The sequence below is a fragment of the Hyphomicrobium sulfonivorans genome, assembly GCF_013306565.1.
Taxonomy (GTDB): Bacteria; Pseudomonadota; Alphaproteobacteria; order Rhizobiales; family Hyphomicrobiaceae; genus Hyphomicrobium_A; species Hyphomicrobium_A sulfonivorans.
On sequence record NZ_PZPO01000002.1, the window covers coordinates 221,342 to 246,140 of the forward strand.

20 protein-coding genes and 1 other RNA gene are annotated in these 24,799 nt (G+C 63.0%); 18 read left to right on the forward strand and 3 right to left on the reverse strand.

All coding sequences use genetic code 11. The features are described from left to right. Positions 1 to 149: 149 nt before the first annotated feature. Complete coding sequence (locus C6Y62_RS06175; protein ID WP_173953217.1) at positions 150 to 827, reverse strand: SH3 domain-containing protein; 678 nt, start codon at positions 825 to 827, stop codon at positions 150 to 152. Between the two features lie 463 nt (positions 828 to 1,290). On the opposite strand from C6Y62_RS06175, the gene C6Y62_RS06180 reads away from it, so the two are divergent. Beyond that, positions 1,291 to 2,481 carry a hypothetical protein gene (locus tag C6Y62_RS06180; protein ID WP_173953218.1) on the forward strand — a complete coding sequence of 397 codons (1,191 nt, stop codon included), beginning with the start codon at positions 1,291 to 1,293 and terminating at the stop codon, positions 2,479 to 2,481. Positions 2,482 to 2,870: 389 nt separating this feature from the next. Here C6Y62_RS06180 and C6Y62_RS06185 read toward each other — a convergent pair whose 3' ends face one another. Beyond that, positions 2,871 to 4,700 carry a phosphoenolpyruvate carboxykinase (GTP) gene (locus tag C6Y62_RS06185; RefSeq protein ID WP_173953219.1) on the reverse strand — a complete coding sequence of 610 codons (1,830 nt, stop codon included), beginning with the start codon at positions 4,698 to 4,700 and terminating at the stop codon, positions 2,871 to 2,873. 458 nt (positions 4,701 to 5,158) lie between these two features. On the opposite strand from C6Y62_RS06185, the gene rnpB reads away from it, so the two are divergent. Beyond that, positions 5,159 to 5,605, forward strand: an RNA gene (gene rnpB / locus C6Y62_RS06190) — RNase P RNA component class A. Between the two features lie 399 nt (positions 5,606 to 6,004). Then, positions 6,005 to 6,355, forward strand: a complete 351-nt coding sequence (locus C6Y62_RS06195; protein ID WP_157066874.1) for a hypothetical protein — start codon at positions 6,005 to 6,007, stop codon at positions 6,353 to 6,355. A 57-nt stretch (positions 6,356 to 6,412) separates the two neighbouring features. Here the strand turns inward: C6Y62_RS06195 and C6Y62_RS06200 are convergent, their stop codons facing one another. Beyond that, on the reverse strand, positions 6,413 to 6,817 hold the full coding sequence (locus C6Y62_RS06200) for a RidA family protein (RefSeq protein WP_173953495.1): 405 nt from the start codon (positions 6,815 to 6,817) through the stop codon (positions 6,413 to 6,415). Positions 6,818 to 7,314: 497 nt separating this feature from the next. Between C6Y62_RS06200 and C6Y62_RS06205 the strand changes: the two genes are divergently transcribed. The 15 genes from C6Y62_RS06205 to ftsA all read left to right on the forward strand — a co-directional run bounded on the left by C6Y62_RS06205 (position 7,315) and on the right by ftsA (position 24,767). Next, on the forward strand, positions 7,315 to 7,824 hold the full coding sequence (locus tag C6Y62_RS06205) for a division/cell wall cluster transcriptional repressor MraZ (protein ID WP_068464773.1): 510 nt from the start codon (positions 7,315 to 7,317) through the stop codon (positions 7,822 to 7,824). After that, positions 7,821 to 8,849 (forward strand): 16S rRNA (cytosine(1402)-N(4))-methyltransferase RsmH, encoded by a 1,029-nt coding sequence (gene rsmH / locus C6Y62_RS06210; RefSeq protein ID WP_173953220.1) that lies wholly within the window; start codon positions 7,821 to 7,823, stop codon positions 8,847 to 8,849. The genes C6Y62_RS06205 and rsmH overlap by 4 nt, the downstream gene beginning before the upstream one ends. 129 nt (positions 8,850 to 8,978) lie before the next feature. Continuing rightward, positions 8,979 to 9,296 (forward strand): cell division protein FtsL, encoded by a 318-nt coding sequence (gene ftsL / locus C6Y62_RS06215; RefSeq protein ID WP_157066873.1) that lies wholly within the window; start codon positions 8,979 to 8,981, stop codon positions 9,294 to 9,296. 2 nt (positions 9,297 to 9,298) lie between these two features. Further along, positions 9,299 to 11,095, forward strand: coding sequence for a peptidoglycan D,D-transpeptidase FtsI family protein (locus C6Y62_RS06220; RefSeq protein WP_246274417.1), 1,797 nt, complete (start codon positions 9,299 to 9,301; stop codon positions 11,093 to 11,095). Positions 11,096 to 11,151: 56 nt separating this feature from the next. Beyond that, positions 11,152 to 12,603, forward strand: a complete 1,452-nt coding sequence (locus tag C6Y62_RS06225; RefSeq protein WP_173953221.1) for a UDP-N-acetylmuramoyl-L-alanyl-D-glutamate--2,6-diaminopimelate ligase — start codon at positions 11,152 to 11,154, stop codon at positions 12,601 to 12,603. Between the two features lie 3 nt (positions 12,604 to 12,606). Beyond that, a complete protein-coding gene (locus C6Y62_RS06230; RefSeq protein ID WP_173953222.1) occupies positions 12,607 to 14,016 on the forward strand; it encodes a UDP-N-acetylmuramoylalanyl-D-glutamyl-2,6-diaminopimelate--D-alanyl-D-alanine ligase in 1,410 nt (469 codons plus the stop codon). 89 nt (positions 14,017 to 14,105) lie between these two features. Then, complete coding sequence (mraY, locus tag C6Y62_RS06235) at positions 14,106 to 15,188, forward strand: phospho-N-acetylmuramoyl-pentapeptide-transferase (protein WP_068464761.1); 1,083 nt, start codon at positions 14,106 to 14,108, stop codon at positions 15,186 to 15,188. A gap of 40 nt (positions 15,189 to 15,228) precedes the next feature. Next, a complete protein-coding gene (murD, locus tag C6Y62_RS06240; RefSeq protein WP_173953223.1) occupies positions 15,229 to 16,656 on the forward strand; it encodes a UDP-N-acetylmuramoyl-L-alanine--D-glutamate ligase in 1,428 nt (475 codons plus the stop codon). After that, positions 16,653 to 17,843, forward strand: a complete 1,191-nt coding sequence (locus tag C6Y62_RS06245; protein WP_068464757.1) for an FtsW/RodA/SpoVE family cell cycle protein — start codon at positions 16,653 to 16,655, stop codon at positions 17,841 to 17,843. The genes murD and C6Y62_RS06245 overlap by 4 nt, the downstream gene beginning before the upstream one ends. Continuing rightward, positions 17,840 to 18,946 carry an undecaprenyldiphospho-muramoylpentapeptide beta-N-acetylglucosaminyltransferase gene (gene murG / locus C6Y62_RS06250; protein WP_173953224.1) on the forward strand — a complete coding sequence of 369 codons (1,107 nt, stop codon included), beginning with the start codon at positions 17,840 to 17,842 and terminating at the stop codon, positions 18,944 to 18,946. The genes C6Y62_RS06245 and murG overlap by 4 nt, the downstream gene beginning before the upstream one ends. Before the next feature lie 109 nt (positions 18,947 to 19,055). Continuing rightward, complete coding sequence (murC, locus tag C6Y62_RS06255) at positions 19,056 to 20,489, forward strand: UDP-N-acetylmuramate--L-alanine ligase (protein ID WP_173953225.1); 1,434 nt, start codon at positions 19,056 to 19,058, stop codon at positions 20,487 to 20,489. Between the two features lie 37 nt (positions 20,490 to 20,526). Beyond that, positions 20,527 to 21,492 (forward strand): UDP-N-acetylmuramate dehydrogenase, encoded by a 966-nt coding sequence (gene murB / locus C6Y62_RS06260; protein ID WP_246274419.1) that lies wholly within the window; start codon positions 20,527 to 20,529, stop codon positions 21,490 to 21,492. Then, positions 21,489 to 22,439, forward strand: coding sequence for a D-alanine--D-alanine ligase (locus C6Y62_RS06265; protein ID WP_173953227.1), 951 nt, complete (start codon positions 21,489 to 21,491; stop codon positions 22,437 to 22,439). The genes murB and C6Y62_RS06265 overlap by 4 nt, the downstream gene beginning before the upstream one ends. Positions 22,440 to 22,681: 242 nt before the next feature. After that, positions 22,682 to 23,470 (forward strand): cell division protein FtsQ/DivIB, encoded by a 789-nt coding sequence (locus C6Y62_RS06270; protein WP_173953228.1) that lies wholly within the window; start codon positions 22,682 to 22,684, stop codon positions 23,468 to 23,470. Between the two features lie 19 nt (positions 23,471 to 23,489). After that, positions 23,490 to 24,767 (forward strand): cell division protein FtsA, encoded by a 1,278-nt coding sequence (ftsA, locus tag C6Y62_RS06275; protein ID WP_173953229.1) that lies wholly within the window; start codon positions 23,490 to 23,492, stop codon positions 24,765 to 24,767. The last annotated feature ends 32 nt before the right edge of the window (positions 24,768 to 24,799 follow it).

The window sequence follows — 24,799 nt, forward strand, 5'->3', positions numbered from 1 at the left end:
GTATCGTTTGCCGATATTTGTGCGCGTAACCTCGTAGTGCTTTGACTGACGCGCACGTGCTTTCTGTTGCGTGAGGCATTGGCATAATAAAAACGCCCCCTGCGGCGATGCCGAGGGGGCGTTTTCTTGGTGTCAGCTATGCGCTGAAATCAGCGACGGTGCTCGTGGCCGCGATCATGACCGCGGTCGCCGCCGCCACGGTGATCGCCGCCACGGTGGTCGTTTCCGCGACGATCATCACGACGGTCGGGCCCGCGGCTGTCGCGGCGATCCGGGCCGCGATAGTGGTCATGGTTGCGGTGATTAGGTGGGCGGTTCCAGCGCTGCGGCGGCGCCTTCATGCCACGCGGAGCGTTATAGCCATCGCGCCACCAGCCAGCACGGCGCTGGCCTGGAGGAGGAGCGCGCCAACCCGGACGCGGCCGTACCTTGTAGCCGTACCAGCGATTGCGCTCGGCGTACCACGGGCGTCCGACGTAGTAGCGGCCCCAGTAATCGCGAGCGCTGAAGGTGACGTACGGAATGCGGAATGCCGCCAGCCCGATATCGGGCACGGCAACCATGTTGCCGCGGTAATCGAAGGCCAGATATTCGCTGTAAACCCAACCGCGGTCCGGTCCCCAGCGAACATCGCACCACGATTCATCGCGCAGGCAGCCTTCAATGTAGATTGGCTCGCCTTCGGGGATGACGCCGATGCTCGGGAAGTCGATATCGGGGCCGGTGCGCATGTTCACGTTGGCGGTAGAGTACCCGGGCTCTGCCTGGGCCGCCGCCGTGATGCCAAGCGTCGCCAGAACGGCGACGGCGGCTAGGAAGCTTCGCATTATCATTTTCGTCCGATTGCTCCTGGTTCGGTTCAAAACCCCTCGACTGATCATGAGGCCCCTAACCTTGGCGGTGTCTTGGCAGGGGCAGGGCCTTTCGGTGGCATTCAGTTGTCGGCGGGTTTTGGGGTCGGTTCAGCGGGTTGGAGGGGGGAGGGTTGGTGGTGGTCTGACGGGATTACGTTGCGGGTCTTTGAAATCCGTCGTGCGGGGCCGTCCTGCGGATTCCAGCGACAGGATTTTCAAAAGCGATAACGTGCAGAGGACCACTACGGTTCAAAGATTAACCGTATGCGAACGTCCGTTGGGCGCGCAGCGATTTGGAGGCGGCGGGAGAAGCGCTGGTGTCCGCGTGAGCATCACGCTCATCGCAGCCCTCCGGCTGTTGCGATGCAGGATGTACAACAATCGAATTTCCGAACATTCTGTGGTCTGAGTTTCAGGGTGGTCGGGGGATCGTTTGGTGGTTTTGTATGCGTTTGCCCATCGGCTTTTGCTGATGTTCGGCTTTTTCGTTCTGGTCATTACGGCATTCACGGCAGCTAAGATAAACCTGCTCGGGCCGGCGGCGTTTGGTTGGGTCGAGTGGGGACTATCCGAAATCGGCCGGCTTTATGATCCCAACAAGGACGATATCGACATCGCCGCGAAACTGATCGGCGCGTTCGGTTCATTTCTGATGGCCGTATGGACTATCCACCGTGGCTGGCAAATAGCTGAAAGAAACCTGCCGGCGCGCATTGCCGAGTTCAACGCACGCTGGAAGCGGCAGGTTGAGGACGCGAGGCCCCGTACGCTCCCCATGCTTGCCAATCATACCTCTATTGCGACGCCTTACGCTGATGCGCACCGCGGCTGGCATGCCAGGCATCTCAGATGGCTATGGGATCCTGATCGTCGGGCAACCGCGCGCGCTCAGGAGGCGGTAGAAAAGTGCAAGGGCGAATTCAATGTTTTGAAGACCAGCAGGGTGCGTTGTCGCGCCGAGCTGGTGAGTGCGGAGCTGGAGTTGGGGCAGTGTTTCGCCCGCTTGGGTAATGGTGAGCAGGCGCTGCACCACTTCCAGCAAGCCGTGAGCGTCAACAGCAGCGATATGGATGCGTTGGAGCTGTCCGGGAAGCAGGCTAGCGCGCTGGGGCAATCGTCCGTAGCAACCGACTATTTTGCCCGCCTTGAAAGAACAGCGGCGAAATCCGGCAATACGCTACGGCGTGCCCGCGCAATGCGGTTTCGATCGGAGATCCTGAAGTCTGAAGGTGAACCGCAGCGGGTTGAAGCGAAGAACTTGCTGGAGGGCGCGCTCGGATTGTTGAACGACGCGGCTGAGCTGGAAGACGCCGCGAAATCGGAAGAGCTTAGCCTCGCATACGGCCAGCTATGCGAAGTTCAAACATTGCGCGGCAGGCTGTTCAGCGCGCGCACGGCCTTCAATCGCGCCAACGCGCATGTGCTGCGTGTGGAGCGGCTGGATCGAGCGGTGGGCCAACGGCTGGCGCCTAGGCTTGAGGAATTATTGCGTCGGCTTGAAGAAGCGGAAAAAGATCGCGACAGCAGGGATGCGCCGTCACAATCCCCACACCAGGACGGTGGCACGGCCAGCGCCGAATGCAGCGGCGGCAGCGATCAGCGCAATCAGGGAGCTGCCGGCAAGTAGCATCGATTGCGCCGTGAAATTGGCCGACGCGGCGTAGCGCGTGTAATGCGCCTGATGCTGCAAAGCGGCGGCGATCACGAGCGCGGCGGCGCTGGCAACAATTGCCCACGCACTGGCGGCGAGCGCGCCGGCGAGACAGCTCGCGAGCACTGCGATGAAGCTCCAGGCGCTGTGGGGGAACGCCATCGGTCAACCTCCGAATCGGCTTGGCGATTGCAGCAGTCTCGGAGCGATGCCGACAACGGAGCAAGTGCAACCTAAAAGCGGCAGGTGGATAACCGTATAGGCAGCGGAATTTGCTTACGAAGCGCCATCAGGATTGAAAGAGCCGCGAAGGGTGCCCCGCGGCTTTGAGGTGGTGCCGGTGGCCGTTTAAAGCGGCGCTGTGGTCAGTCCAGACGCTGCTCCAGGGCGGAAAGTTCGTCGTTGAGCTGTTGCGGCAGCTTGGATCCGAAGGTCGCGAAGTGCGCGCGGATCGAAGATAGTTCAGACTTCCAGCCGTCTCGATCGACGCTGGTCAGGGCCTTCATGTCGGCAGGATCGACGGCCAGCCCGTGCGTATCCATCGAACCTTCCGCAGGCAGTCGGCCGATAGCCGTTTCGGTGGCGGCGGCGTTGCCATCGCAGCGCTCGAAGATCCATTTGAGCACGCGGCTGTTGTCGGAATAGCCCGGCCACATGAATCTGCCCTTGGCGTTTTTGCGGAACCAGTTGACGTAGAAGATCTTCGGCATCTTATCGCCGCCCCTCTCGCCCATCTTCAGCCAGTGCGCGAAGTAGTCGCCCATGTGGTAGCCGCAGAACGGCAGCATCGCCATCGGGTCGCGACGCAGTTCTCCAACCTGGCCGGCTGCTGCGGCGGTTTTCTCCGAAGCCATGATGGAGCCGAGGAACGTGCCGTGGACCCAGTTCAACGCTTCCATGACTAGCGGCACCGTGGTGGCGCGGCGACCGCCGAACAGGATTGCGTCGATCGGCACGCCGTGCGGATTTTGCCATTCGCTGGCGATTACAGGGCATTGACTGGCGGGAGCTGTGAAGCGCGCGTTGGCGTGTGCAGCAGGGCGGCCGCTGTCGGGGCGCCACGAGCGGCGCATCCAGTCGGTGAGATGTTCAGGCTGCTTTTTGGTCATGCCCTCCCACCACACATCGCCGTCATCGGTGAGGGCGACGTTGGAGAAGATGACGTTGCTGTGCAGGGTGCACATGGCGTTGAAGTTGGAATCGTTGCCGGTGCCCGGCGCCACGCCGAAGAAGCCGGTTTCGGGGTTGATCGCGTAAAGGCGTCCGTCTGCTCCGAATTTCATCCAGCAGATGTCGTCGCCGATCGTTTCTGCTTTCCAGCCGGCGATGGTCGGCACCAGCATGGCGAGATTGGTCTTGCCGCATGCGGACGGGAATGCCGCCGCGACGTACTTCACCCTCCCCTCCGGATTGGTGAGCTTGAGGATGAGCATGTGCTCGGCCATCCAGCCCTCATCGCGCGCCTTCACGGATGCGATGCGCAGCGCGTGGCACTTTTTGCCCAGCAGTGCATTGCCGCCGTAACCGGAGCCGTAGGACCAGATCTCGCGCGTTTCGGGGAAGTGCGAGATGTACTTGGTGGCGTTGCAGGGCCAGGGAACGTCTGCGGTCGTGCCGGAGCTGAGCGGCGCGCCAACCGTATGCATGCCACGCACGAAATCATCCGAGTTGCCGAGTGCGTCCCACACTTTTGAGTCGACGCGCGTCATGATGTGCATGTTGGCGACTGCATAGGCGCTGTCCGTCACCATGACGCCGATGCCAGCTATGGGCGAACCGATGGGGCCCATGGAATAGGGCACCACGTACATCGTGCGGCCTGCCATGGCGCCGTCGAACAGCTGCGAAAGCGTGGCTTTCATTTCGGCTGGATCGCGCCAGTTGTTGGTGGGGCCTGCGTCGTCCGGCAACTGCGAGCAGATGAATGTCTGATCTTCGACGCGTGCAACGTCAGCCGGGTCGGAGCGCACGAGAATGGAGTTTGGGCGCAGCTGCTCGTTGAGCCGGATTGCGGTTCCGCTGTCGACCATGGTCTTCACGAGCAGCTGATATTCCTCCGGCGACCCATCACACCAATAGACATTGTCCGGTTGGAAGCGCGCGTTGGCTTCTGCAACAAAAGCCAGAACCTTGGGGTTGGCGGTGGGCAATGCGCCGTGGGAGGCGGCGGCTCTGATCGGCGCTTGAACGTTCATGTGTGACGTTTCCTCGGATGGTCGTGTCAGCGCTTGGAATTTTCCGAACCTTCAGAGCGGGCCCGTTTGAACGCGCCTCAGGCAACGGGCGTCGCAGGGAAGTGCATGGCTTGCGACGCCCGGGTTGCTTTTAGCGGTCTTGCGGCGCATTTCGATTATACCATTGGGTAGGTTGAAGACTAATGCGTACCTGTTAGATGGTTGGTCAATCGCCTTGTATATTGGCCGATATTTTCAGGTGATTCCAGTCTGATTACTACCCAGAAGGGTAGTAGCATAAGTTTGTTTTTCACCCAAAGGGGTTGGCTTGTTCGCTTGGTGGCGTTCTGGCTCGCCAAGTCAGTGCGCGCGCCGGCTGGGTTGCTGGCTCTCGGCCTCTGACTGGAGGTGGGCGCGATGCTGGGGAGCGCGGGCGAGAGGCCTTGACGTCGGGGGTGTCTGGCCCCTTATTCGCCGGGTCAGCCGGCTGGACGGTCGCTGTTGGATTCGTGGGCGGCAACGCCGGCGGCTTCGATGGAGGAAAGTCCGGGCTCCATGGAGACACGGTGGCGGCTAACGGCCGCCGGGGGCGACCCCAGGGAAAGTGCCACAGAAAGCAAACCGCCCGGAGAGGCTTCGGCCCCTGCCGGGTAAGGGTGAAAGGGTGCGGTAAGAGCGCACCGCGCCGACGGTGACGTCGGTGGCAGGGTAAACCCCACCGGGAGCAAGACCAAATAGGGGTGGCCAGGCGCGCGGCAACGCGGCGCCAGATCCGTCTTCAGATCCGCTACCCGGGTTGGTTGCTAGAGGCGTTCAGCAATGGACGTCCCAGACGAATGGCCGTCGCGGAGGATTTGGCCAGCATTCGGCATGCCGATGTTGGGCTCGCCTCCAGACAGAACCCGGCTTACAGGCCGGCTGACAAAATTTCTCGTTCGCGGCTTCCTGCTTTCGCGCGCTTGTCCGTCTCGTGGTGGTTGGCTGTCTGCGTGTCGGTCGCCGGCTTGGGTGCGTGCCGTCGCTGTGCAGGTGTCACGGATGTCGGGCGCGGGGCTATCTGCTGCCGTTTGTGCGTCGACGATTATCGCGTTTGTCTGCGCGCAAGACGCTGCGCTGAAAATTAGCGCTTCGGTAGTCATTCCTGCCGGCCGTTAGCGAATGCGATTGTCGGATTGTGCGTGTGGGCTTGTTGCTGTCGCGCTTTGGCACAGGCGCGCAAAACGCATTAATTCGCGCCCGATTTAATGCCTGATTTTGCTTTGAAATTTCAATTCAGCAGTAAGCAATCGGGCTTAGCTTCCATGTACGGGTTCATGGAGGTCCACATGCGTAAAGTTCTCTTGTCACTGCTCTGCGGAGCGGCTGCTGTCGCCACTTTCGGTGCCACCGCTGACGACGCTTCCGCGCGTTCCTATCGCTGGTATCGCGATTATGCGCCGATGTATCCGCAGGTCTATTACGGACCGCCGGCCATGTATGTCGTGCCGCCTGCTTATCCGTACTATCCGCGCAAGGTCTACTCGGCTTGCTGTGGTGGCTACGTTGTTGGTCCGGCCTACACGTATTATCCCGCGCCGGTTGTTGTTCCGGTGCAGCGCTATGTGCAGCCCTATTACGTAGCGCCGGCACGCGGTGCCTACTACGGCGGCCGTCGCGCGGCGCGTTGCTGCCGCTAACGGGTGTTGAGCTGCGCGGCGCATTTGCAGCATGCGCCGCGGCTCTGTTCCCGTTGCTTACTTCTGCCCGTTATCGACGAGCCAGGCCGGGTTGAACCATCGATCCGCTGGCCCGTCGTACGGCAGGCGGGTGATGTCCCAGTGGCGAATGTATTTCGCGTAGACATCCCATACCGGCGGGCCGCCGCCGATGTACACGACGCGACCGGCGAACTGCGCCAGCGTCTCCAGCGGATCCATGTGTGAGCGCAGCTCGAAGATCGTCATGAACTGACGTTCGTATGCTGGGACTGCGCGGCATGTCGTTGGCCCCGCCATCAGCACGTGCCCGCGCGTGTTGCGGAAGAAGTTGGCGACGTCTTCGCGGAACTCGGGATCTGGATTGCCTTCCCACGGCAAATGTCCGTTGAGGCCGATCTGTCCGGAAAGGCCGATGGCGCACATCGATCGCACGTCAGGCATCTGCATTGTCTTCACTCGCTCGCTTTCGCTTCTTCGCCGTTTTCACAACAGCATCGGCCATAGAGCGGTTTGACCGAAGTTGAAACCCGCATTCGTGGCGCGATGGCGCGCATGAGCGTCGCAACGGGCATGCGCATTGGTGTGCGCAGGATGGATGTGTGGCGCCAACGTAACAATTGCGCCCGAGTTGAGGCGCTGCCTCCACACTTGCTGTGGATACCCGCTTGTGACGGAGCAAATTCCCCGTCGATCCATTGACGCCCATAAGATCCCATGCGATCCCATTGATGCCCGAACCGCACCGGGCAGGGTTTCGTGGCAGGGCGCCGGTCTTCGAATGAGGGCTCGCAGACAGCGAGCGACCGCCACGGCCCTCCGGTTCGCGCAGGCGAGCGGAAGGCAACGGTGCGCCAGGCGGGTTGAGCAAGGCGAAGAGGAAGTCCGTCCTTCGGCGTTGAGTTTTGTGTTCGAGAGTTATGCGAGGCCGAAAACAGGGGATGGACCGCTTTGTCTCGACGTTCACCAACAAGATTGACGCCAAAGGCAGGGTTTCCGTGCCAGCCTCATTCCGCGCTGTGCTTGAGCGCGACGCCTATGCTTCCGGAGGCGCAGCCGGCATCTATTGCTACCCCGCGCTCGAAGCTCCTGCCCTTGATGCAGGCGGCGAGAGACTTGCGCAAAAAATCGACGGGCTTCTCGCAGGCCTGCCGGACTATTCGGATGAGCGGGACGAGCTCTCTGTCGCGCTCTACGGCGACGTCCAGATTCTCTCGATCGATGGCGATGGCCGCATCAACCTTCCTGAAGCGTTGCGCGCTCACGCCGGTCTCACTTCCCAGGTCACTTTTGTCGGGCTGGGCGACAAGTTTCAAATGTGGAACCCGGAGCAGTTCGCAGAGCGCCGCGAACGTGCCCGCCAGAAGGTTCATCAGACACGCAAGCTCTTTGGCGCGGGGAGCCGCTCATCCTCAGGCGAGGATGACGGTAGCGAAGGAGCACGGGGATGACGGCAGGACGCGGACCGGGAGACCGATCAACTAATCCCGATCGCGCGCGCCACATCCCCGTGCTGCTCGCTGAAGTGCTTGAGGGCCTTCAGCCGCAGGATGGGGGTGTTTATGTCGACGGCACGTTTGGCGCCGGCGGTTACACGCGCGCCATTCTGGAGGCGGCCAATTGCAACGTGCTGGCGCTGGATCGAGATCCGTCTGCCATTCTCGGTGGGCAGCCGCTGGTGCGCGAGTTCGGCGATCGACTGACGCTGGTTGAATCGCGCTTTTCAGAGCTTGAAGATGTTGCGCGCGAGCAGGGCATGGCGCCGGTGGATGGCGTCGTGCTCGATATCGGCGTTTCGTCGATGCAACTCGATCAGGCGGAGCGTGGGTTCTCGTTCCAGTCCGACGGTCCGCTCGATATGCGCATGGCGTCATCGGGGTTGTCGGCAGCGGATGTCGTCAATGACGCCGAGGAAGAAGATCTTGCGAACATCATTTTCCGTTTGGGCGAGGAGCGCCGTTCGCGCGCGATAGCCCGGGCGATTGTTCGTGTGCGGGCGGAGGCGCCGATTGAGACCACCCGTGTGCTGGCGGAGACGGTTTCCAAAGCGGTGGGCGGTCGTCGCGGTGATGATCAGCACCCGGCCACCAAAACCTTTCAGGCGCTGCGGATTTATGTGAACGACGAACTGGGCGAGCTGGCGCGTGCGATGGCCGCAGCCGAGCGCTGCCTGAAGCCCGGCGGCAGGCTGGTGGTGGTTACGTTCCACTCGCTGGAAGACCGCATCGTGAAGCGCTTCATGCAGGAGCGCGCCGGCAAGGAAGAAGGGGTTTCGCGCCACCTGCCGGAGAGAAAGATAAAATTGCAGCTACCCAGTTTTGAGATTGTTAACCGGCGTCCATTAACTGCTTCGAAAGCAGAACTTGAGGTAAACCCGCGCGCCAGATCGGCACGCCTGAGGGCAGCAACCCGGACCGATCAGCCGGCCTGGCCTTTGGATGAGAAACGGCTCGCGGTGCCTTCAACGGATGACTAGCTGGACTGCGAAGGCCTGGAGCGTGATCGCTTCTCTTCAGAATTGCGATGCGCTCTAGCCATTTGCTGAGGCCGATGATCCACGCTCCGGACTGATGGTCTGCAGCGATCATGGTCTTAAGGGGGTGCGATGCGGATCATCATCCTGGGTGCATTATTGGCAACCATTGCCAGCGCTTTCGTCCTCTATTCAAGCAACTACGACACCCGGCTTCTGGAAGAGCAGGTGGCGAAGCAGGAGCGCGCAATTGAGCGCGCACGCAGTGATATCGCCGTGCTGAAGGCGGAGCGCGCGCACCTTGGCCGCCCGGCGCGCATTGAGCCGCTGGCACGCGCGCTTGGGCTGGGGCCGGCTTCGGAGCGACAGCTCGCGCCATCGGTGGCGGCAGCGCTCGACCGTGCATCCGGTTCCGACACCGGCTCTGTTCCGCAGAATCGGGGGCGCTGAATTTGCAAACGCCGAATGCCAACGATGAAGCCGCTGCTGCAATTGCTTTCGACACGGCAATGACGGGAAGGCGCGCGAGCGGTCCGTTGCGGACGCTGATTGCTACCCTTGCGATGGGGCTGGCCTTCGTTGCGGTCGGCGCGCAACTCGTGCGGCTGGCCATTCGCGGCCAGGGCGGCATGTCAGTGTCGATCAACGAGACTGTGGCGCAGAGTTTCGCGCGCCCTGACATTGTGGATCGCAACGGGCGGCTGCTCGCCACCGACGTTGAGGCCTATTCGCTGTTTGCCGATCCGCAGCGCGTCATCGATCGCGATGAGGTGATCGAGAAGCTGGGCGCGGTGTTCACCGACATCGATCGCACGGCGCTGCGCCGGGATCTCTCCGACCGCAATCGCCGCTTTGTGTGGCTGCGGCGCGGACTGTCGCCGCGCGTTGCCCAGCAGGTGCATAACCTCGGGCTGCCTGGGCTGGATTTCCGCCGTGAGCTGCGCCGCGCCTATCCTGCCGGCAACATCGCGGGGCATACGATTGGCTATGTAAACATTGACAACAAGGGCGTTGCCGGGATCGAGCGCTACGTCGATGAAGTTGTTGGCGTCGATGCTGTGCATACGGCAACGATTGCCGATCGTCCGCCCGTGCGGCTCTCAATCGATGTCGGTGTGCAGCACGCGGTCGAGGCGGAGCTTGCCGACGCGATAGAGCGCTACAAGGCCAAGGGTGCGGCCGCGCTGGTGATGGATGTCAACACCGGTGAACTGCTCGCTTCGGCATCGCTGCCGACGGTTGATCCGGCGCGACCGGGCACGAGCCTCGACACCGCCTTCGCCGACAAGATTTCCTCCGGCACCTTCGAGCTTGGATCGGTCTTCAAGACTCTGACGGTGGCGATGGCGCTCGACCAGCAACTGGTGACGCCGGATACCGTGATCGATGTCGGGCGCGAAATGAAGACCGGGCGCTTCACGATCAAGGACGTGCACTCGACCGGCCGACCGCTGAGCGTTGCGGAAATTTTCCTGCGCTCCTCCAACGTCGGTTCGGCAAAACTGGCGTTGCAGGCCGGGCCGAAGCGGCAGCAGGAATTTCTGCAGCATATGTCGCTGCTGGAAGGAATGAAGACGGAGGCGGGGCCGGTGCCACCGCCGCAGGTGCCCAAGCGCTGGGGCGAAGTTGAAACCGTAACGGTTTCCTATGGCCACGGCATTGCGATGGCGCCGTTGCAGTTTGCAGGCGCGGTGGCCACGCTCATCAATGGCGGCCGCAAGGTGGTGCCGACGCTGGTGAAGCGGAACCCCGGCGCCGATGATGCGCAGGCGGCCCCGCAGCAGCAGTTGATCTCGCCCGCCACCAGCGCCGCGATGCGCATCCTGATGCGCGGCAACGTCAGCGGCCCAGTGGGCACCGGAAAACGCGCCAACGTGCCCGGCTATGATGTCGGCGGCAAAACCGGAACGGCTGAATTGCCGGGGCCGGGCGGCTATCGCGAAAAGGCCGTGATTTCCTCGTTCATCGGTGCATTCCCGATGGAAGCGCCGCAGTATGTGGTTTTCGTGCTGCTGTTTGAGCCCAAGGGAACGGCGGAGACGGGGGGTGAAATTCTTGCCTCGCGCAATGCCGCGCCCACCATGGCTCGGGTTGTGTCGCGTATCGGGCCGCTGCTGGGGATACTGCCCAAGCAGTCGGCCTCGGCGGACCGTGTTCCGGGCCCATCTGGCCAAGGCAACGGGTCTCTGGCGCTACGGTCGCGGCTGGCGTTTGACGCTGCTACGGTGGCAAAATATGAAACTCGGTGACGTCCTGGTGCGGGGCGTTTATTCGAGGCGTTGCGTTCCACAGCACCTGGAGAACCATGCTTCTCTCCTCTCTCATAGGGGCTGACGCCAGCGCTCCGGCAGGCTCCGGAAACGTGCAAGTCAGCGGCATCACATCCGACAGCCGTCAGGTGCAGCCGGGCTTCGTGTTCGTAGCCGTGCCCGGTGCCAAGGCCGATGGTGCGCGCTTCATCGCCAACGCGGTTGCGAGCGGCGCGGCGGCCGTTGTTGTGTCACCCGACACTGAGGTGTCAGGTGCGGGCGAGGTGCCAGTGGTGCGGGCAATAGAACCGCGTCGATTGCTGGCGCTGATGGCGGCGCGGCTTTACGGATTGCAGCAACCGGCCACAACGGTTGCGGTGACGGGCACCAGCGGCAAGACATCGGTCGCCGATTTCACCCGCCAGATTTATGCCGCGCTCGGCCATTCCAGTGCATCGCTCGGCACTATCGGTGTCATCAAGGGCGATGAGGCGGTTTATGGATCGCTGACGACGCCCGATCCGGTCTCGCTACATCGAACGCTGGCGCAACTGGCGGCCGACGGCGTTACGCATCTGGCGTTCGAGGCCTCGTCGCATGGGCTCGATCAGCATCGGCTTGATGGCGCGATTTTGAAGGCGGCGGGGTTCACGAACCTTGGCCGCGACCATCTGGATTATCATCCGACCGTTGAGGAATATCTGGCGGCCAAGCTGCGCCTGTTCAGCGATCTGCTGCCCGATGATGGCGTCGCGGTTATCAATGTCGATGCTGAGGGCGGCGCGCGCGCGGTCGAGGTGGCCGAGGCGGCGGGGCGGCGCGTGTTCACGGTCGGTCGTGCGGGCACCGGTTTGAAGCTGGAACGTCTGGTGCGTGAAGGTTTTGCGCAACGCATGTCGGTGGCGCATGAGGGCCGCGTGTTCGACGTTCGTCTGCCGCTGCTGGGCGAATATCAGGCGGCGAATGCGCTGGTCGCAGCGGGGTTGGCGATTGCTACCGGTGAGGTTGCCGGCCGCGTGCTGCCCGCGCTGCAAAGTCTGAAGGGCGTCAAAGGGCGGCTGGAGATTATCGGCGAAAAGAACGGCGGTTTGGCTGCCGTCGACTATGCACACAAGCCTGAAGCGCTGGCGGCGGTGCTGGATGCGCTGCGTCCGTTCGCGACCGGCCGGCTCATCTGCGTCATGGGCTGCGGCGGCGATCGTGATCGCGGCAAGCGGCCGATCATGGGCGCCATCGCGGTGGAAAAGTCCGACGTGGTCATCGTGACCGACGATAACCCTCGCACGGAAGATCCGCAGGCGATCCGGGCTGAAATTCTGGCTGCGGCACCGGGCGCACAGGAGATCGGTGACCGCGCGGCGGCCATCGCGGCCGCCGTTGCCATGCTTGGCGCTGGGGATGTTGTGGTCGTTGCTGGCAAAGGCCACGAGACAGGCCAGATTGTTGGCGATACGGTGCTGCCGTTTTCCGACCACGACGAAATCCGCAAAGCGCTGGAGCGCGACTAGACGATGACCCGAGCCCTGTGGACCTGGGACAGCCTTGTGCCGGCCGCGATTGGCATGGCTGAGGGTGTGCCGAGCCAGCCCATCACCGGATTTTCGATCGATACGCGCTCGCTACAACCTGGCGAGGTTTTCGTTGCTCTGCGCGATGTGCGTGATGGCCATGATTTCGTGCTGGAAGCGTTTCGCAGAGGTGCGTCGGCGGCGCTGGTCGAGATGGCCTATCGTAAGGCCGATGGCGACGGCGCGCTGATCCGGGTCGATGATGTTTTGCAGGGGTTGCGCAGCATCGCGGCCGCCGCCCGACGCCGCACCGATGCGCGCATCGTCGCTGTCACCGGCAGCGTCGGCAAAACCGGCACCAAGGAGGCGCTGCGCTGCTGCCTGTCGCTGATGGCGCCGACGCATGCGGCCGAAAAATCGTTCAACAATCATTGGGGTGTGCCGCTGACACTGGCGCGCATGCCCGCCGATGTGCGCTACGGCGTGTTTGAAATCGGCATGAACCACGCGGGCGAGATCACGCCGCTGACGGCGCTCGTGCGACCTCATGTTGCCATCGTCACCACCGTGGAGCCGGTGCATCTGGAGTTTTTCGGCACCACGGACCGCATCGCCGAGGCGAAGGCGGAAATTTTCTCGGGGCTGGAGCCCGGTGGTGTGGCGGTGCTGCCGCGCGATAATCCTCATTTTGAGTTGTTGGCGGCCCGCGCGGCGGTGCATGGCGCGCGGGTGGTTTCGTTTGGCCGTCATGAAAACGCCGACGTGCGACCGGAACAGTGGGTGCTCGATGCTGAGGGCAGCGATCTCACCGTCCGCTTCGGTGATCGGCTGATTTCGTATCGCATCGGTGCACCCGGAGCACATCAGGCGCAGAATTCGCTGGCGGTGGTTGCCGCGCTGGATGCGCTAGGTGTTGATGTCGAGGCTGCCATATCGGCGCTGGCTGAGGTGCGCGCCGCCAAGGGGCGGGGTGAGCGCAGCCGGATCGATCTGGTGGACGGCCCGCTTTTGCTCATAGATGAAAGTTACAACGCCAATCCCGCTTCCATGCGGTCGGCGCTGGAGGCGATGGCAACGGTGCCCCGTGCGCAGTATCAGCGCCGGATTGCGGTGCTTGGCGATATGCTCGAACTGGGGGAAGCATCCGGCGACCTCCACGCCGGACTGAGCGCGACGGTGGAGGCCGCCGAGGTGGATCTGGTGTTCGCCTGCGGGCCGAATATGCAGCGGCTGTATGAGGCGCTGCCGGCATCGCGGCGCGGCGCCTGGGCACCGGCGTCCGACGGCATAAGGGACGCGGTGCTGGGCAACGTACGCGGCGGCGATGTGGTGGTGGTGAAGGGTTCGCTGGGCTCGCGCATGGCACCGCTGGTCGACGCGCTGGTTGCCAAGGGGCAGGAAGCACGCGCCTGATGAATTTACCGGAGCGCTTGACGGGGCTCCGGTTATGGCACGAGAGGGAGAGCGGCCGATGCCGTTGGAAGTGTTGGGCGGAGACTTGAATGCTGTATGAACTTGTAGCCTTCAGCGACCAGATCAGCGTGCTGAACGTCTTTCGCTACATCACGTTCCGCACCGGCGGCGCTATCTTCACCGCATTGCTGTTCGTCATGCTGTTCGGACCCGGCATCATCGATCTGTTGCGGGTTAAGCAGGGCAAGGGGCAGCCGATCCGTGACGACGGGCCAAAGTCGCATCTGTCGAAGGTGGGCACGCCGACCATGGGCGGCCTGATGATTTTGGCGGGCATCACCGTTTCGGTGCTGTTGTGGGCCAACCTCAGAAACCCCTACATCTGGATCGTGCTGGGCGTCATGCTAGGTTACGGCGCCATTGGTTTTTATGACGATTATCTGAAGGTTACGCGCCGCACGTCGTCGGGCTTTTCGAGCCGCATGCGGCTGGGGCTGGAGCTGCTGATCGCGGCTATCGCCACCGGCGCGGTGATGTATCTGGGTCCGCCGGAAATCAGCCAGGTGCTGACGCTGCCGTTCTTCAAGAACATGGTGCTGGATCTGGGGCTGTTTTTCCTTGTGGTCGGCGTGTTCGTCATCGCCGGCGCGGGCAATGCGGTGAACCTGACCGATGGTCTCGATGGTCTTGCTATCGTGCCGGTGATGATCGCGGCGGCTACCTTCGGCCTCATTGCGTATTTGATCGGCAACGCGAAGTTCGCCCAGTATCTGCAGATCCACTATGTGGCGGGAACGGGTGAGCTGGCTGTCATCTGCGGCGCGCTGATCGGCGCGGGCCTCGGCTTCCTGTGGTTCAACGCGCCGCCAGCCATGATCTTCATGGGCGACACCGGTTCGCTGGCATTGGGCGGCGCGCTGGGGGCCATCGCGGTGGCGACGAAGCACGAGATCGTGCTCGGTATCGTTGGCGGCCTGTTCGTGCTGGAGACGCTGTCGGTCATCATTCAGGTGGCGTCGTTCAAGATGACGGGCAAACGCGTGTTCCGAATGGCGCCGCTACATCACCATTATGAGCAGCAAGGCTGGCAGGAATCGACGGTCGTGGTGCGCTTCTGGATCATCTCGGTGATCCTGGCGCTGGTCGGCCTCGCAACCCTCAAGCTTCGCTAACATCAACGCCTCCGGGCCTCAGTCGCGTTAGATTTCACGCATGATTCGCATCACCAGCTTTGCAGGCAAGCGGGTGGCAGTGTTCGGCCTTGGGGCTTCGGGCATTGCTACCGCCAAGGCGCTCGTCGCGGGCGGCGCCGATGTTGTCTGCTGTGACGACAATGCCTCGGGGCTTCAGGCCGCAGCGGATGCCGGGTTGGCAACCGCCGATCTGAAGGAAGCCAACTGGGCCGTTTATGCGGCGCTGATCCTCGCCCCCGGTGTGCCGCTTACCCATCCAGAACCGCACTGGACCGTGCGGGCGGCGCGGCTTGCCGGCGTTGAGGTTATCGGCGACCTGGAGCTGTTCGTGCGCGAGCGGCGCTTGCAGGATTTCGATGTGCCGCTGATTGCCATCACCGGCACCAACGGCAAATCGACCACGACGGCGCTTGTTGGCCATCTGCTGCGCGAAGCGGGCCGGGATGTTGAGGTCGGTGGCAACATCGGCACCGCCATGCTGGCGTTGGAGCCGTTCGCGCCCGGCCGCCATTACGTGATCGAGTGCTCGTCCTATCAGATCGATCTCGCGCCCGGCATCGATGCCAGCGTCGGCGTACTGCTGAACGTGACGCCGGATCATCTGGATCGCCACGGCACGATCGAAAACTATGCGGCGGTGAAGGCGCAGCTTGTGCTGCAAGCAAAGCACGCCGTTATTGGCGTCGACGACAATTATTGTCGCGCCATCGCCGACAAGCTGATCGACACCAAGGGTGCAGAAGGTGTGCTGCGCATCTCATCGCGACCCGAGGCGGTGTGCGATGTCGGCGTCGAGGATGGCGATATCGTGCTGCGCCGCGACGGCTGGGAATCCACCATTGCCGGACTGGCGGGCATCGGTTCGCTGCGTGGCGCGCACAATGCCGAAAACGCCTGCGCTGCCGCGGCGGCACTACTGTCGCTGCCGCAACCGCTGAAGCCAAACGAAATCGATGCTGGACTGAAAACGTTCCCCGGACTGGCGCACCGGATGGAGCAACTCGGCCGGGTGGGGCAGACGCTGTTCGTCAACGACTCGAAGGCGACCAACGCGGATTCCACCGAGAAGGCGCTGCTTTCGTTCAAGGGCAACATCTTCTGGATTCTTGGCGGCAAGCCCAAAGCCGGCGGCATTGCCGAGCTCGTTCCGTATTTCGACCGTGTCGCCAAGGCGTATCTGATCGGCGAAGCGACCGAGGATTTCGCGGCGACGCTGGAAGAAGGCAAGGTGAAGTTCGAGCGTTGCGGAACGCTGGAAGCTGCAACGAAAGCTGCCGCGCGCGACGCCGCAGCTTCGCTCAACGGTGCATCCGCTGAGCCGGTGGTTCTGCTGTCGCCCGCGTGTGCCTCGTTCGATCAATTCCGCAATTTCGAAGTGCGCGGCGATGCCTTCCGCGCGCAGGTCGCCGCTCTGCCCGGCTTCAGTGCTTTCCGGAGCGGGGCATGAGGCTGTCGCGCGCCGACAGGAGCCGCGTCGCCGACTGGTGGTTTACGGTCGATCACGTGCTCGTCGGTGCTATCCTGGCGCTTGTCGCGGCCGGCCTGGTGCTGTCGTTGGCGGCCAGTCCCGCCGTGGCGCTGCGCAAGGATTTGCCGACGTATCATTTCGTTGAGCGGCATCTGATCTTTTCCGCCATCGGCGTCGTGGTGATGCTGGCGGTGTCGCTGTTGAGCCCGCGCGGCGTGCGCCGCCTCGCGCTGTTGCTGTTCGGCGCTTCGCTTGCCGGATTGCTGGTGGTGTTCTTTACCGGCGCTGAAATGCAGGGCGCGCGGCGCTGGCTTTCAATCGCGGGCCATTCGCTGCAGCCGTCTGAATTTGCCAAGCCGGGGTTTGTAGTGCTGTCGGCGTGGCTGTTCGCCGAGAGCGGCAAGCGCGCAGACATGCCTGCGGTTCCGCTGGCGATCATCCTGCTGCTGTGCTTCACGGGCCTGTTGCTGTCGCAGCCGGACGTTGGCCAGACGCTGCTCGTCATTGCTGTCTGGACGTCGCTGTATTTTCTTTCCGGGCAGCCGCTGCTGGGCGCTGGCATCATTGCGGGTTGCGGCGTGCTGAGCTTCGCATTCGCCTATTCCACGTTCGACCATGTGCGCTATCGCATCGACAAGTTCCTGTTCGCGACGCCGGGTGATTTTTCGCAGCTTGATCGCGCGATGCGCTCGTTTTCCGAGGGCGGATTTTTAGGACGCGGGCCGGGCGAGGGCGTCATCAAAACGGTACTGCCCGACGCGCACACGGACTTCATCTTCGCGGTCGTGGCGGAGGAATATGGCATCATCGCCTGCATGGTTCTGCTGGGGCTGTTCGCGTTCATCGTCATGCGTGCCCTTGTCACCGCCGCGCAGGAGAGCGATGCCGGAATACGTCTTGCCATACAGGGTTTGGCAATCCTGTTCGGCACGCAGGCGCTCATCAACATGGGAGTGAACGTGGGCCTGCTGCCCGCGAAGGGCATCACGCTACCGTTCATTTCATCGGGCGGCTCGTCGATGATTGCGGTTTCGTTGACGCTTGGCATGCTATTGGCGTTGACGCGGCATCGCCCGCACGCGACCCGGCTGAGAAAGCCCCCACTGCTGAACGACATGGCTCCCATGGATCAACGTTTGCAGACATCAGGATCGGCGCAGAAGTGAACAATACGCAGCACACTGTACTGTTGGCAGCAGGCGGGACCGGCGGGCATCTGTTCCCCGCGCAGGCACTGGCCGAGGAACTGGCCCGGCGCGGTATCGAGGTTGATCTGGCAACGGATATGCGCGGCGACCGTTATGGCACCGGCTTTCCCGCGCGCACGGTTTATCGTCTGCCATCGGCGACGCTGGGCAGCCGCTCGCCGATGGCGGTGGCGCGCACCGGATGGCTGCTGACGCAAGGCCTGTTCAACGCGTATCAGCTGCTGGGCCGCGTGCGCCCGAAGGTGGTGGTGGGCTTCGGCGGCTATCCGACGTTCGCGCCGATCAAGGCTGCGCAACTGCGTGGCATCCCGACGTTGCTGCACGAGCAGAACGCTGTGCTGGGACGCGCCAACCGCATGCTGGCCAAGGGTGCGACGGGGATTGCGACGTCGTTTGGCCAGACCAAGTTTCTGCTGCCGGAATGGCAGCCAAAGGTGAGGCTGATCGGCAACCCGGTGCGCAGTTCCGTGATGGCCGCGGCGCAGCTCGCCTATCGGGCGCCTGACGCTGACGGCCCGCTGAAGCTGCTCGTGTTCGGTGGCAGCCAGGGTGCGCGCTTCTTTTCCGAGGCGGTCCCTCCGGCGTTGGCGCTGCTGCCGGAAAGTTTGCGGCGGCGCCTGGAGGTTGTGCAGCAGGCGCGTGCCGAGGACGCCGACGCGGTGAAAGCCGCTTATGCCGAAAGCGGCATAAGGGCTGAGGTATCACATTTCTTTGCTGATCTTCCTGAACGGATGGCTGCGACGCATCTGGTCATTGGCCGCTCCGGCGCCTCGACAGTTGCTGAACTGACAGTCATCGGACGCCCGTCAATTCTGGTTCCGCTGCCGCACGCGATCGATAACGATCAGCTCCAGAATGCCGGCAGGCTTGCCGAATCCGGGGCTGCCTGGTGTATCGAGCAGAAGGATTTGTCGTCGCAGCGGCTTGCGCATGACATCGCAAGGCTGTTGGGTGATCCTGGACTCCTGACCTTGGCGGCAGACGCCACCAAAAAACTTGGGTTGCCGGATGCGGCTGTGCGTCTGGCCGATATGGCCGAAGAACTGATACGTTTGAAGTGATTCGGACAGGTTGGTTGTGTTGCGGCTGTGGGGGCTAGAGCAGTCGTCGCCATCGGCGAGCCATGATGCTGCTGCCAGTGGCTGACGTATAAGAACGAGGGATTACCGCATGCAGATGCCCCGCGAGATCGGGACCTTCCACATCATCGGAATCGGCGGGATCGGCATGAGCGCCATCGCCGAGATTCTTCTCGCAAAAGGCTATGCGGTCCAGGGCAGCGACCAGAAAGATTCGCCCAACGTGCGCCGGTTGCGCGCCAAGGGTATGCGGGTTTTCATCGGCCACGATGCGGTGAACCTGGTGGGCGCGCGCTGCGTCGTCATCTCGACGGCGGTGAAGGCTGGTAATCCCGAGCTTGAGGCCGCCCGCGCGAAGGGCATTCCAGTCATCCGCCGCGCCGAGATGCTGGCCGAGCTGATGCGGCTCTATTCGACTGTCTCGATCACGGGCACGCACGGCAAGACGACGACGACCTCGCTGACGTCACACATCTTTGCCGCTTCGGGCACCGATCCCACGGTTATCTCCGGCGGCATCATCCAGGACTGGGGCACCAATGCGCGCCTCGGCAAGGGCGACTGGATGATCGTTGAGGCTGATGAATCCGACGGCACGTTCGTGCGTCTGCCGACGCAGATTGGCGTCGTGACCAACATCGATCCGGAGCACCTCGACTACTTCAAGTCGGTCGAGAACATGCACCGCGAATACGAGAACTTCCTGCGCAACATTCCGTTCTATGGCCTGGCGGTCGTGTGCGTCGATCATCCCGTTTCGCGCGAGATGGTTGAGCGGCTGGAACTGCGCCGCGACGGGCGCCCGCTGCTGACATACGGCACCATGCCGGGGGCGGATCTGCGTCTCGTCGGGCTGGTGCATGAAGCCGGTGGCATCGTCATCGATGCCGACCTGAGCTCGCGCGTTGCCGGTGGTGAGCGTCAGCTGCGCGGCTGGAAAATTTCAGTGTCGGGCCAGCACAACGCGCTGAACGCACTGGCGGCCATCGCTGTTGCAAGCGAAGCCGGCATCAACGATGGCGCCATTCGCCGGGCGCTTGGAACCTTTGCGGGTGTGAAGCGTCGCTTCGAGCTGACCGGCGAGTGGAACGGCGCAGCCATCTATGACGACTATGCGCATCATCCGGCCGAGATCAGCGCTGTTCTGGCGGCCGCACGTGGTGGCGCACGCGGTCGCATCATCGCGGTGTTCGAGCCGCACCGCTATTCGCGCGTGAATGATCTGTTCGGTGAATTCTGCACGTGCTTTGGCGATGCCGACACGGTGGTCGTAGCGCCGATGTATTCGGCCGGTGAGCAGCCGCTGCCGGGCATCGATCAGCGTTATATCGCCGAGGGCATCCGTGCTGCGGGTCATCTGTCAGCGATCCACCTCGACAGCATCCAGGATCTGACGCCGATGTTGCGGCATCATATTCGCCCCGGTGACACGGTGATCTGCCTTGGCGCAGGCACCTCCACCGAATGGGCGCATGCACTTCCCGGTTGGCTTGCGGTCGATGAGCCGCGGCGCGTCAACGCGTAAACTGCCTGTTCCATCAGACATTAGCGGAGGCGCGACGTTGACGGTTTCCGATCTCAGCGCTGATCTGGCGGCTATGATGCCGGATCTGCGTGGTCGTCTTGCTGCGGATGTGCGGCTGGCCGACATCACATGGTTCCGGGTTGGCGGCGCTGCGCAGGCGCTGTTCACTCCAGCCGATGAAGCCGACCTGGCTTACTTCCTCGCCAACTGTCCGCGCGATTTGCCGGTTACGGTGATCGGACTTGGCTCCAACCTGCTGGTGCGCGATGGCGGCGTTGAAGGCGTGGTGATCCGCCTTGGGCGCGGCTTTGCCAACGTCACCGCTGAGCCGGGCAACCGCATCCGCGCCGGCACGGCTGTGCCGGATGTGAAAGTTGCGCGTGCTGCTGCCGATGCAGGCATCGCGGGGCTGGCTTTCTATCGGGGTATTCCCGGTTCGATCGGTGGCGCGCTGCGCATGAACGCCGGTGCGCACGGCAGCGAAACCAAGGACGTTCTGTTTGAGGCCCGCGCGGTCGACCGTCAGGGCAACATCCACGTGCTGTCGAATGCCGACATGGGGTTCAGCTATCGCCACAGCTCGGTGCCGAAGGATTGGATTCTTACCGAAGCGCTGTATCAGGGCCGCCCCGGCGCTTCCGCCGCCATCCTGCAAGAGATGGAAGAGGTGGCGCAGTATCGTGAGAAGAACCAGCCGATCAAGGAACGCACTGGCGGCTCCACGTTCAAGAACCCGCCGGGCCAAAGTTCATGGCGGCTGGTGGATGAAGCCGGGTGCCGTGGCCTGCGTGTCGGCGGCGCCAAGGTTTCGGAGATGCACTGTAACTTCCTGATCAACGACGCCAACGCCACCGCCGAAGACATTGAACGTCTGGGCGAGACGGTGCGTGCGCGTGTGAAGGCGAGTTCCGGCGTTGAACTGCAATGGGAAATCATCCGCCTCGGAGAACCGCTGCCCGGATGCCCGACAGGTGAAGCACTCGCGGAGGCGGAAGTTCTATGATCGGTAAGGCGCCGGAGCGTACGCGCGAGCATGTCGCTGTGTTGATGGGCGGCTGGTCGGCGGAGCGCGATGTCAGTTTGCGGTCCGGCGCTGCATGCGCCAAGGCGCTTGAGGGCGAAGGTTATCGCGTCACGCAGATTGACGTCGATCGCGATATCGCCGCGCGCCTGAAAGAAGTGCAGCCGGATGTGTGCTTCAACGCACTTCATGGCCGCTTCGGTGAGGATGGCTGTCTGCAGGGCGTGCTGGAGTGCCTGGCCATTCCCTATACGCACTCGGGCGTGCTGGCATCGGCATTGGCCATGCATAAGGAACGCGCCAAGGATGTGATGCGCCTTGCCGGTGTGCCGGTCGCGGAAGCGGAAGTTGTGACGCGCCGCGAAGCCATGGAGCGCCATGCGATCAAGCCGCCCTACGTGGTGAAGCCGGTTGATGAGGGTTCGAGCGTCGGCGTCGTTATCGTCGAGGTGGGCGCTAACGGGCCGCCTGCGCGCATCGGCGAGATCGGCAAGCCGGACGACCTGGTGATGGTGGAGCGCTACATTCCCGGCCGCGAGCTGACCTGCGCGGTGATCGGCGATTTCGTTTCCAACATCATCGAGATCAAGCCGCTGAAGGGCCTCGAATTCTACGATTACGAGGCGAAGTACGCGCCCGGCGGCTCTCAGCATGTTTTGCCGGCAGATGTTTCACCGGATGTTTACCAATTGGTCCAGAAATACACGTTGGCGGCGTGCAGCGCATTGGGATGCCGGGGCGCCGCACGTGCCGATTTTCGTTTCGACGATGCGGCCGCCGGAGGGACGGGTGAACTGATCTGCCTTGAGGTCAATACACAGCCGGGCATGACGGAGACGTCGCTGGTGCCTGAGCTGGCGCAATACGCGGGCTGGTCGTTTGGCGAGCTCGTCAGGTTTTTGGTCGAGGATGCGAGTTGCAACAGGTAGGGGGCGAGTTGGGAGTTGCGCAGCGAGTGCCGAAGGCACCGTCGCTCAAATCCGCTACAGGCCGCACTACCACAGAGACTGAACGTCCCCGCCGTCAACGCAAGGCAGCCGCCGACGCCAAGGCTGCGCCAAACACCAAGACATCGAAGCCCAAGACAAGCGCGCGGTCCGGCTCCGCGAGATCCGGGGCTGCAGGATCTGGCACAGCTAGGTCCGGATCGCTGCAGCTGCGCCGCCGTCCGATGCCCCGCTATACAACCTATGGCCGCCGTCTTGGCATGGCGCTGTTCATGGGGCTTTTCGGTGCGCTTGCTTTCTCGTTGCTGACCGATGGCGGCACCCGCACGCGGGAGGTCGCCAGTTTCCTGCCGGCTGCGGATCAGGTCCTCAGCTGGACCGGTCTGCGGATCGAGCAGGTGGCACTCACCGGCCAGCGCTTTACGTCCGATGCGGATGTATTTGAAGCTATCGATCTACCGAACGCCGGCTCGCTCGCAACCTTCGACGTGGAAGCGGCGCGCGAACGCGTTGAGGCGTTGCCGTGGGTTTCAACCGCAGCCGTCAGTCGCGTTTATCCGGCTTCGCTCGACATCCGTATCACCGAACGGCGGCCGACAGCGCTGTGGGCAAATGGTGGGCGTGAGTTTCTGGTCGATAACACCGGACGCGTGCTGTCGGGCCTGAAGCCCGGCACGATGGTTCGCTTGCCGCGTCTTGCCGGCGAAGGCGCGCCGCAGGATGCCAGAGCGCTGCTTGAGCTTATCGTGCGCTATCCGAACATTGCTGAGCGCTTTGTCTTGGCCGAGCGTGTCGGTGGCCGTCGCTGGACGCTGCATCTGAAGAATGGGCTTGTCGTTCACCTCGGCGCCGATCGCGAAGCGGTGGCGTTTGCCGCGCTCTCCTCGCCGGACGAGCTTGGCGGATTTCTCAACGCACGCAATGTCGTCATCGATCTGAGGGCCCGTGGCCGCATCGTTGTGCGCCGGGCCCCCGCGTCGACATCCATTATTCAACCCCCAAGTCAGAGTTAGTAGGTCGAGGAAGACCGTGATGCTCAACCGCGAAAAATCAGCCCCCAAAGGCTCCGAAATTGTCGGCCTGCTCGATATCGGAACGAGCAAGGTGGTGTGCATCATTGCCGCTCTGGAGCCTTCGCCGGTGCCCGGCGAGCCGCGCGTTACGCGCCTGCTGGGCCTGGGACATCTGCGTTCGCGCGGGCTGAAGTCAGGGGTGATCATCGATCTGGCTGAAGCCGAGGCGACGGTGCGGGCGGCCATTGCCCAGGCTGAGCGTATGGCGCGGGTGACGCTGGAGGAAGTGCTGGTCTCCGTTTCCTGCGGCCGGCTGCAATCGTCGAATTTTTCCGCCAGCGTCGATGTTCCGGGCGGCGTGATCCGCACCGACGATATCGATCGGCTAATGGCTGGCGGCCATGCCTTCGCCGAGCGCGACGGGCGCACGCTGATCCATCTCAATCGCATCGGCTACCGCATCGACGGCGTTGCCGGCGCCAGCGACCCGCGCGGGCTGGCAGCCAGCAAGCTTGCCGCCGATCTGCACACGGTGGCGGCCGACGAAGCGCCGGTACGCAACCTCATGCTGGTGGTGGAGCGCTGTTATCTGAATGTGCGCGCGCTCATCGCCACGCCTTATGCCAGTGCTCTTTCGGCCACCACTGAGGAGGAGCGCGCCCTGGGTGTGACCTGCATCGATATTGGTGGCGGAACCGCAACGGTTGCATCGTTTGCCGATGGGCACTTCATCCACGCCGCCACGGTACCGTTGGGCGGGCACCACATCACGCTAGATATTGCCCAGTCCTTGCAGACACCACTTGCGGAGGCGGAGCGAATCAAGACGCTATACGGCTCACTTGTTGTCGCGCAGTCCGATGAGTTTGAAACGTTTTCGTTCCCGCTTGCGGGTGATGAGGATGGGGCGCTCGGGCAAGCTACGAAGGCCGAACTTGCCGGAATTATTCGACCACGCGTGTCGAACATCCTGGGGCTGGTGCGTGAACGACTGGAAAAAGCCGGTGTGCTGGATTTCGCCGGTGAGCGTGTAGTTCTGACCGGCGGTGCCAGCGCACTGGTCGGTTTTGGCGAGTTTGCCGCTAACGCGCTGGGGCGTCCGGCACGGGTTGCAACGCCGCAACCGATCGCTGGCATGCCGCACGGCACTGCGAGTCCGGCGTTTTCGACCGTTGCGGGGCTGCTGGCCGTTGCCGCTTCGGGAAGTGGAGAGGTTCCGGTCAGACGGAGCCGCGAGGCGCTCGGTGGAGGTTACCTCGAGCGCGTCGGTGAGTGGCTGAAGGCTGGCTTCGCGTAATCCGATCCCGGCCTCAACTTATGGATCGGCGC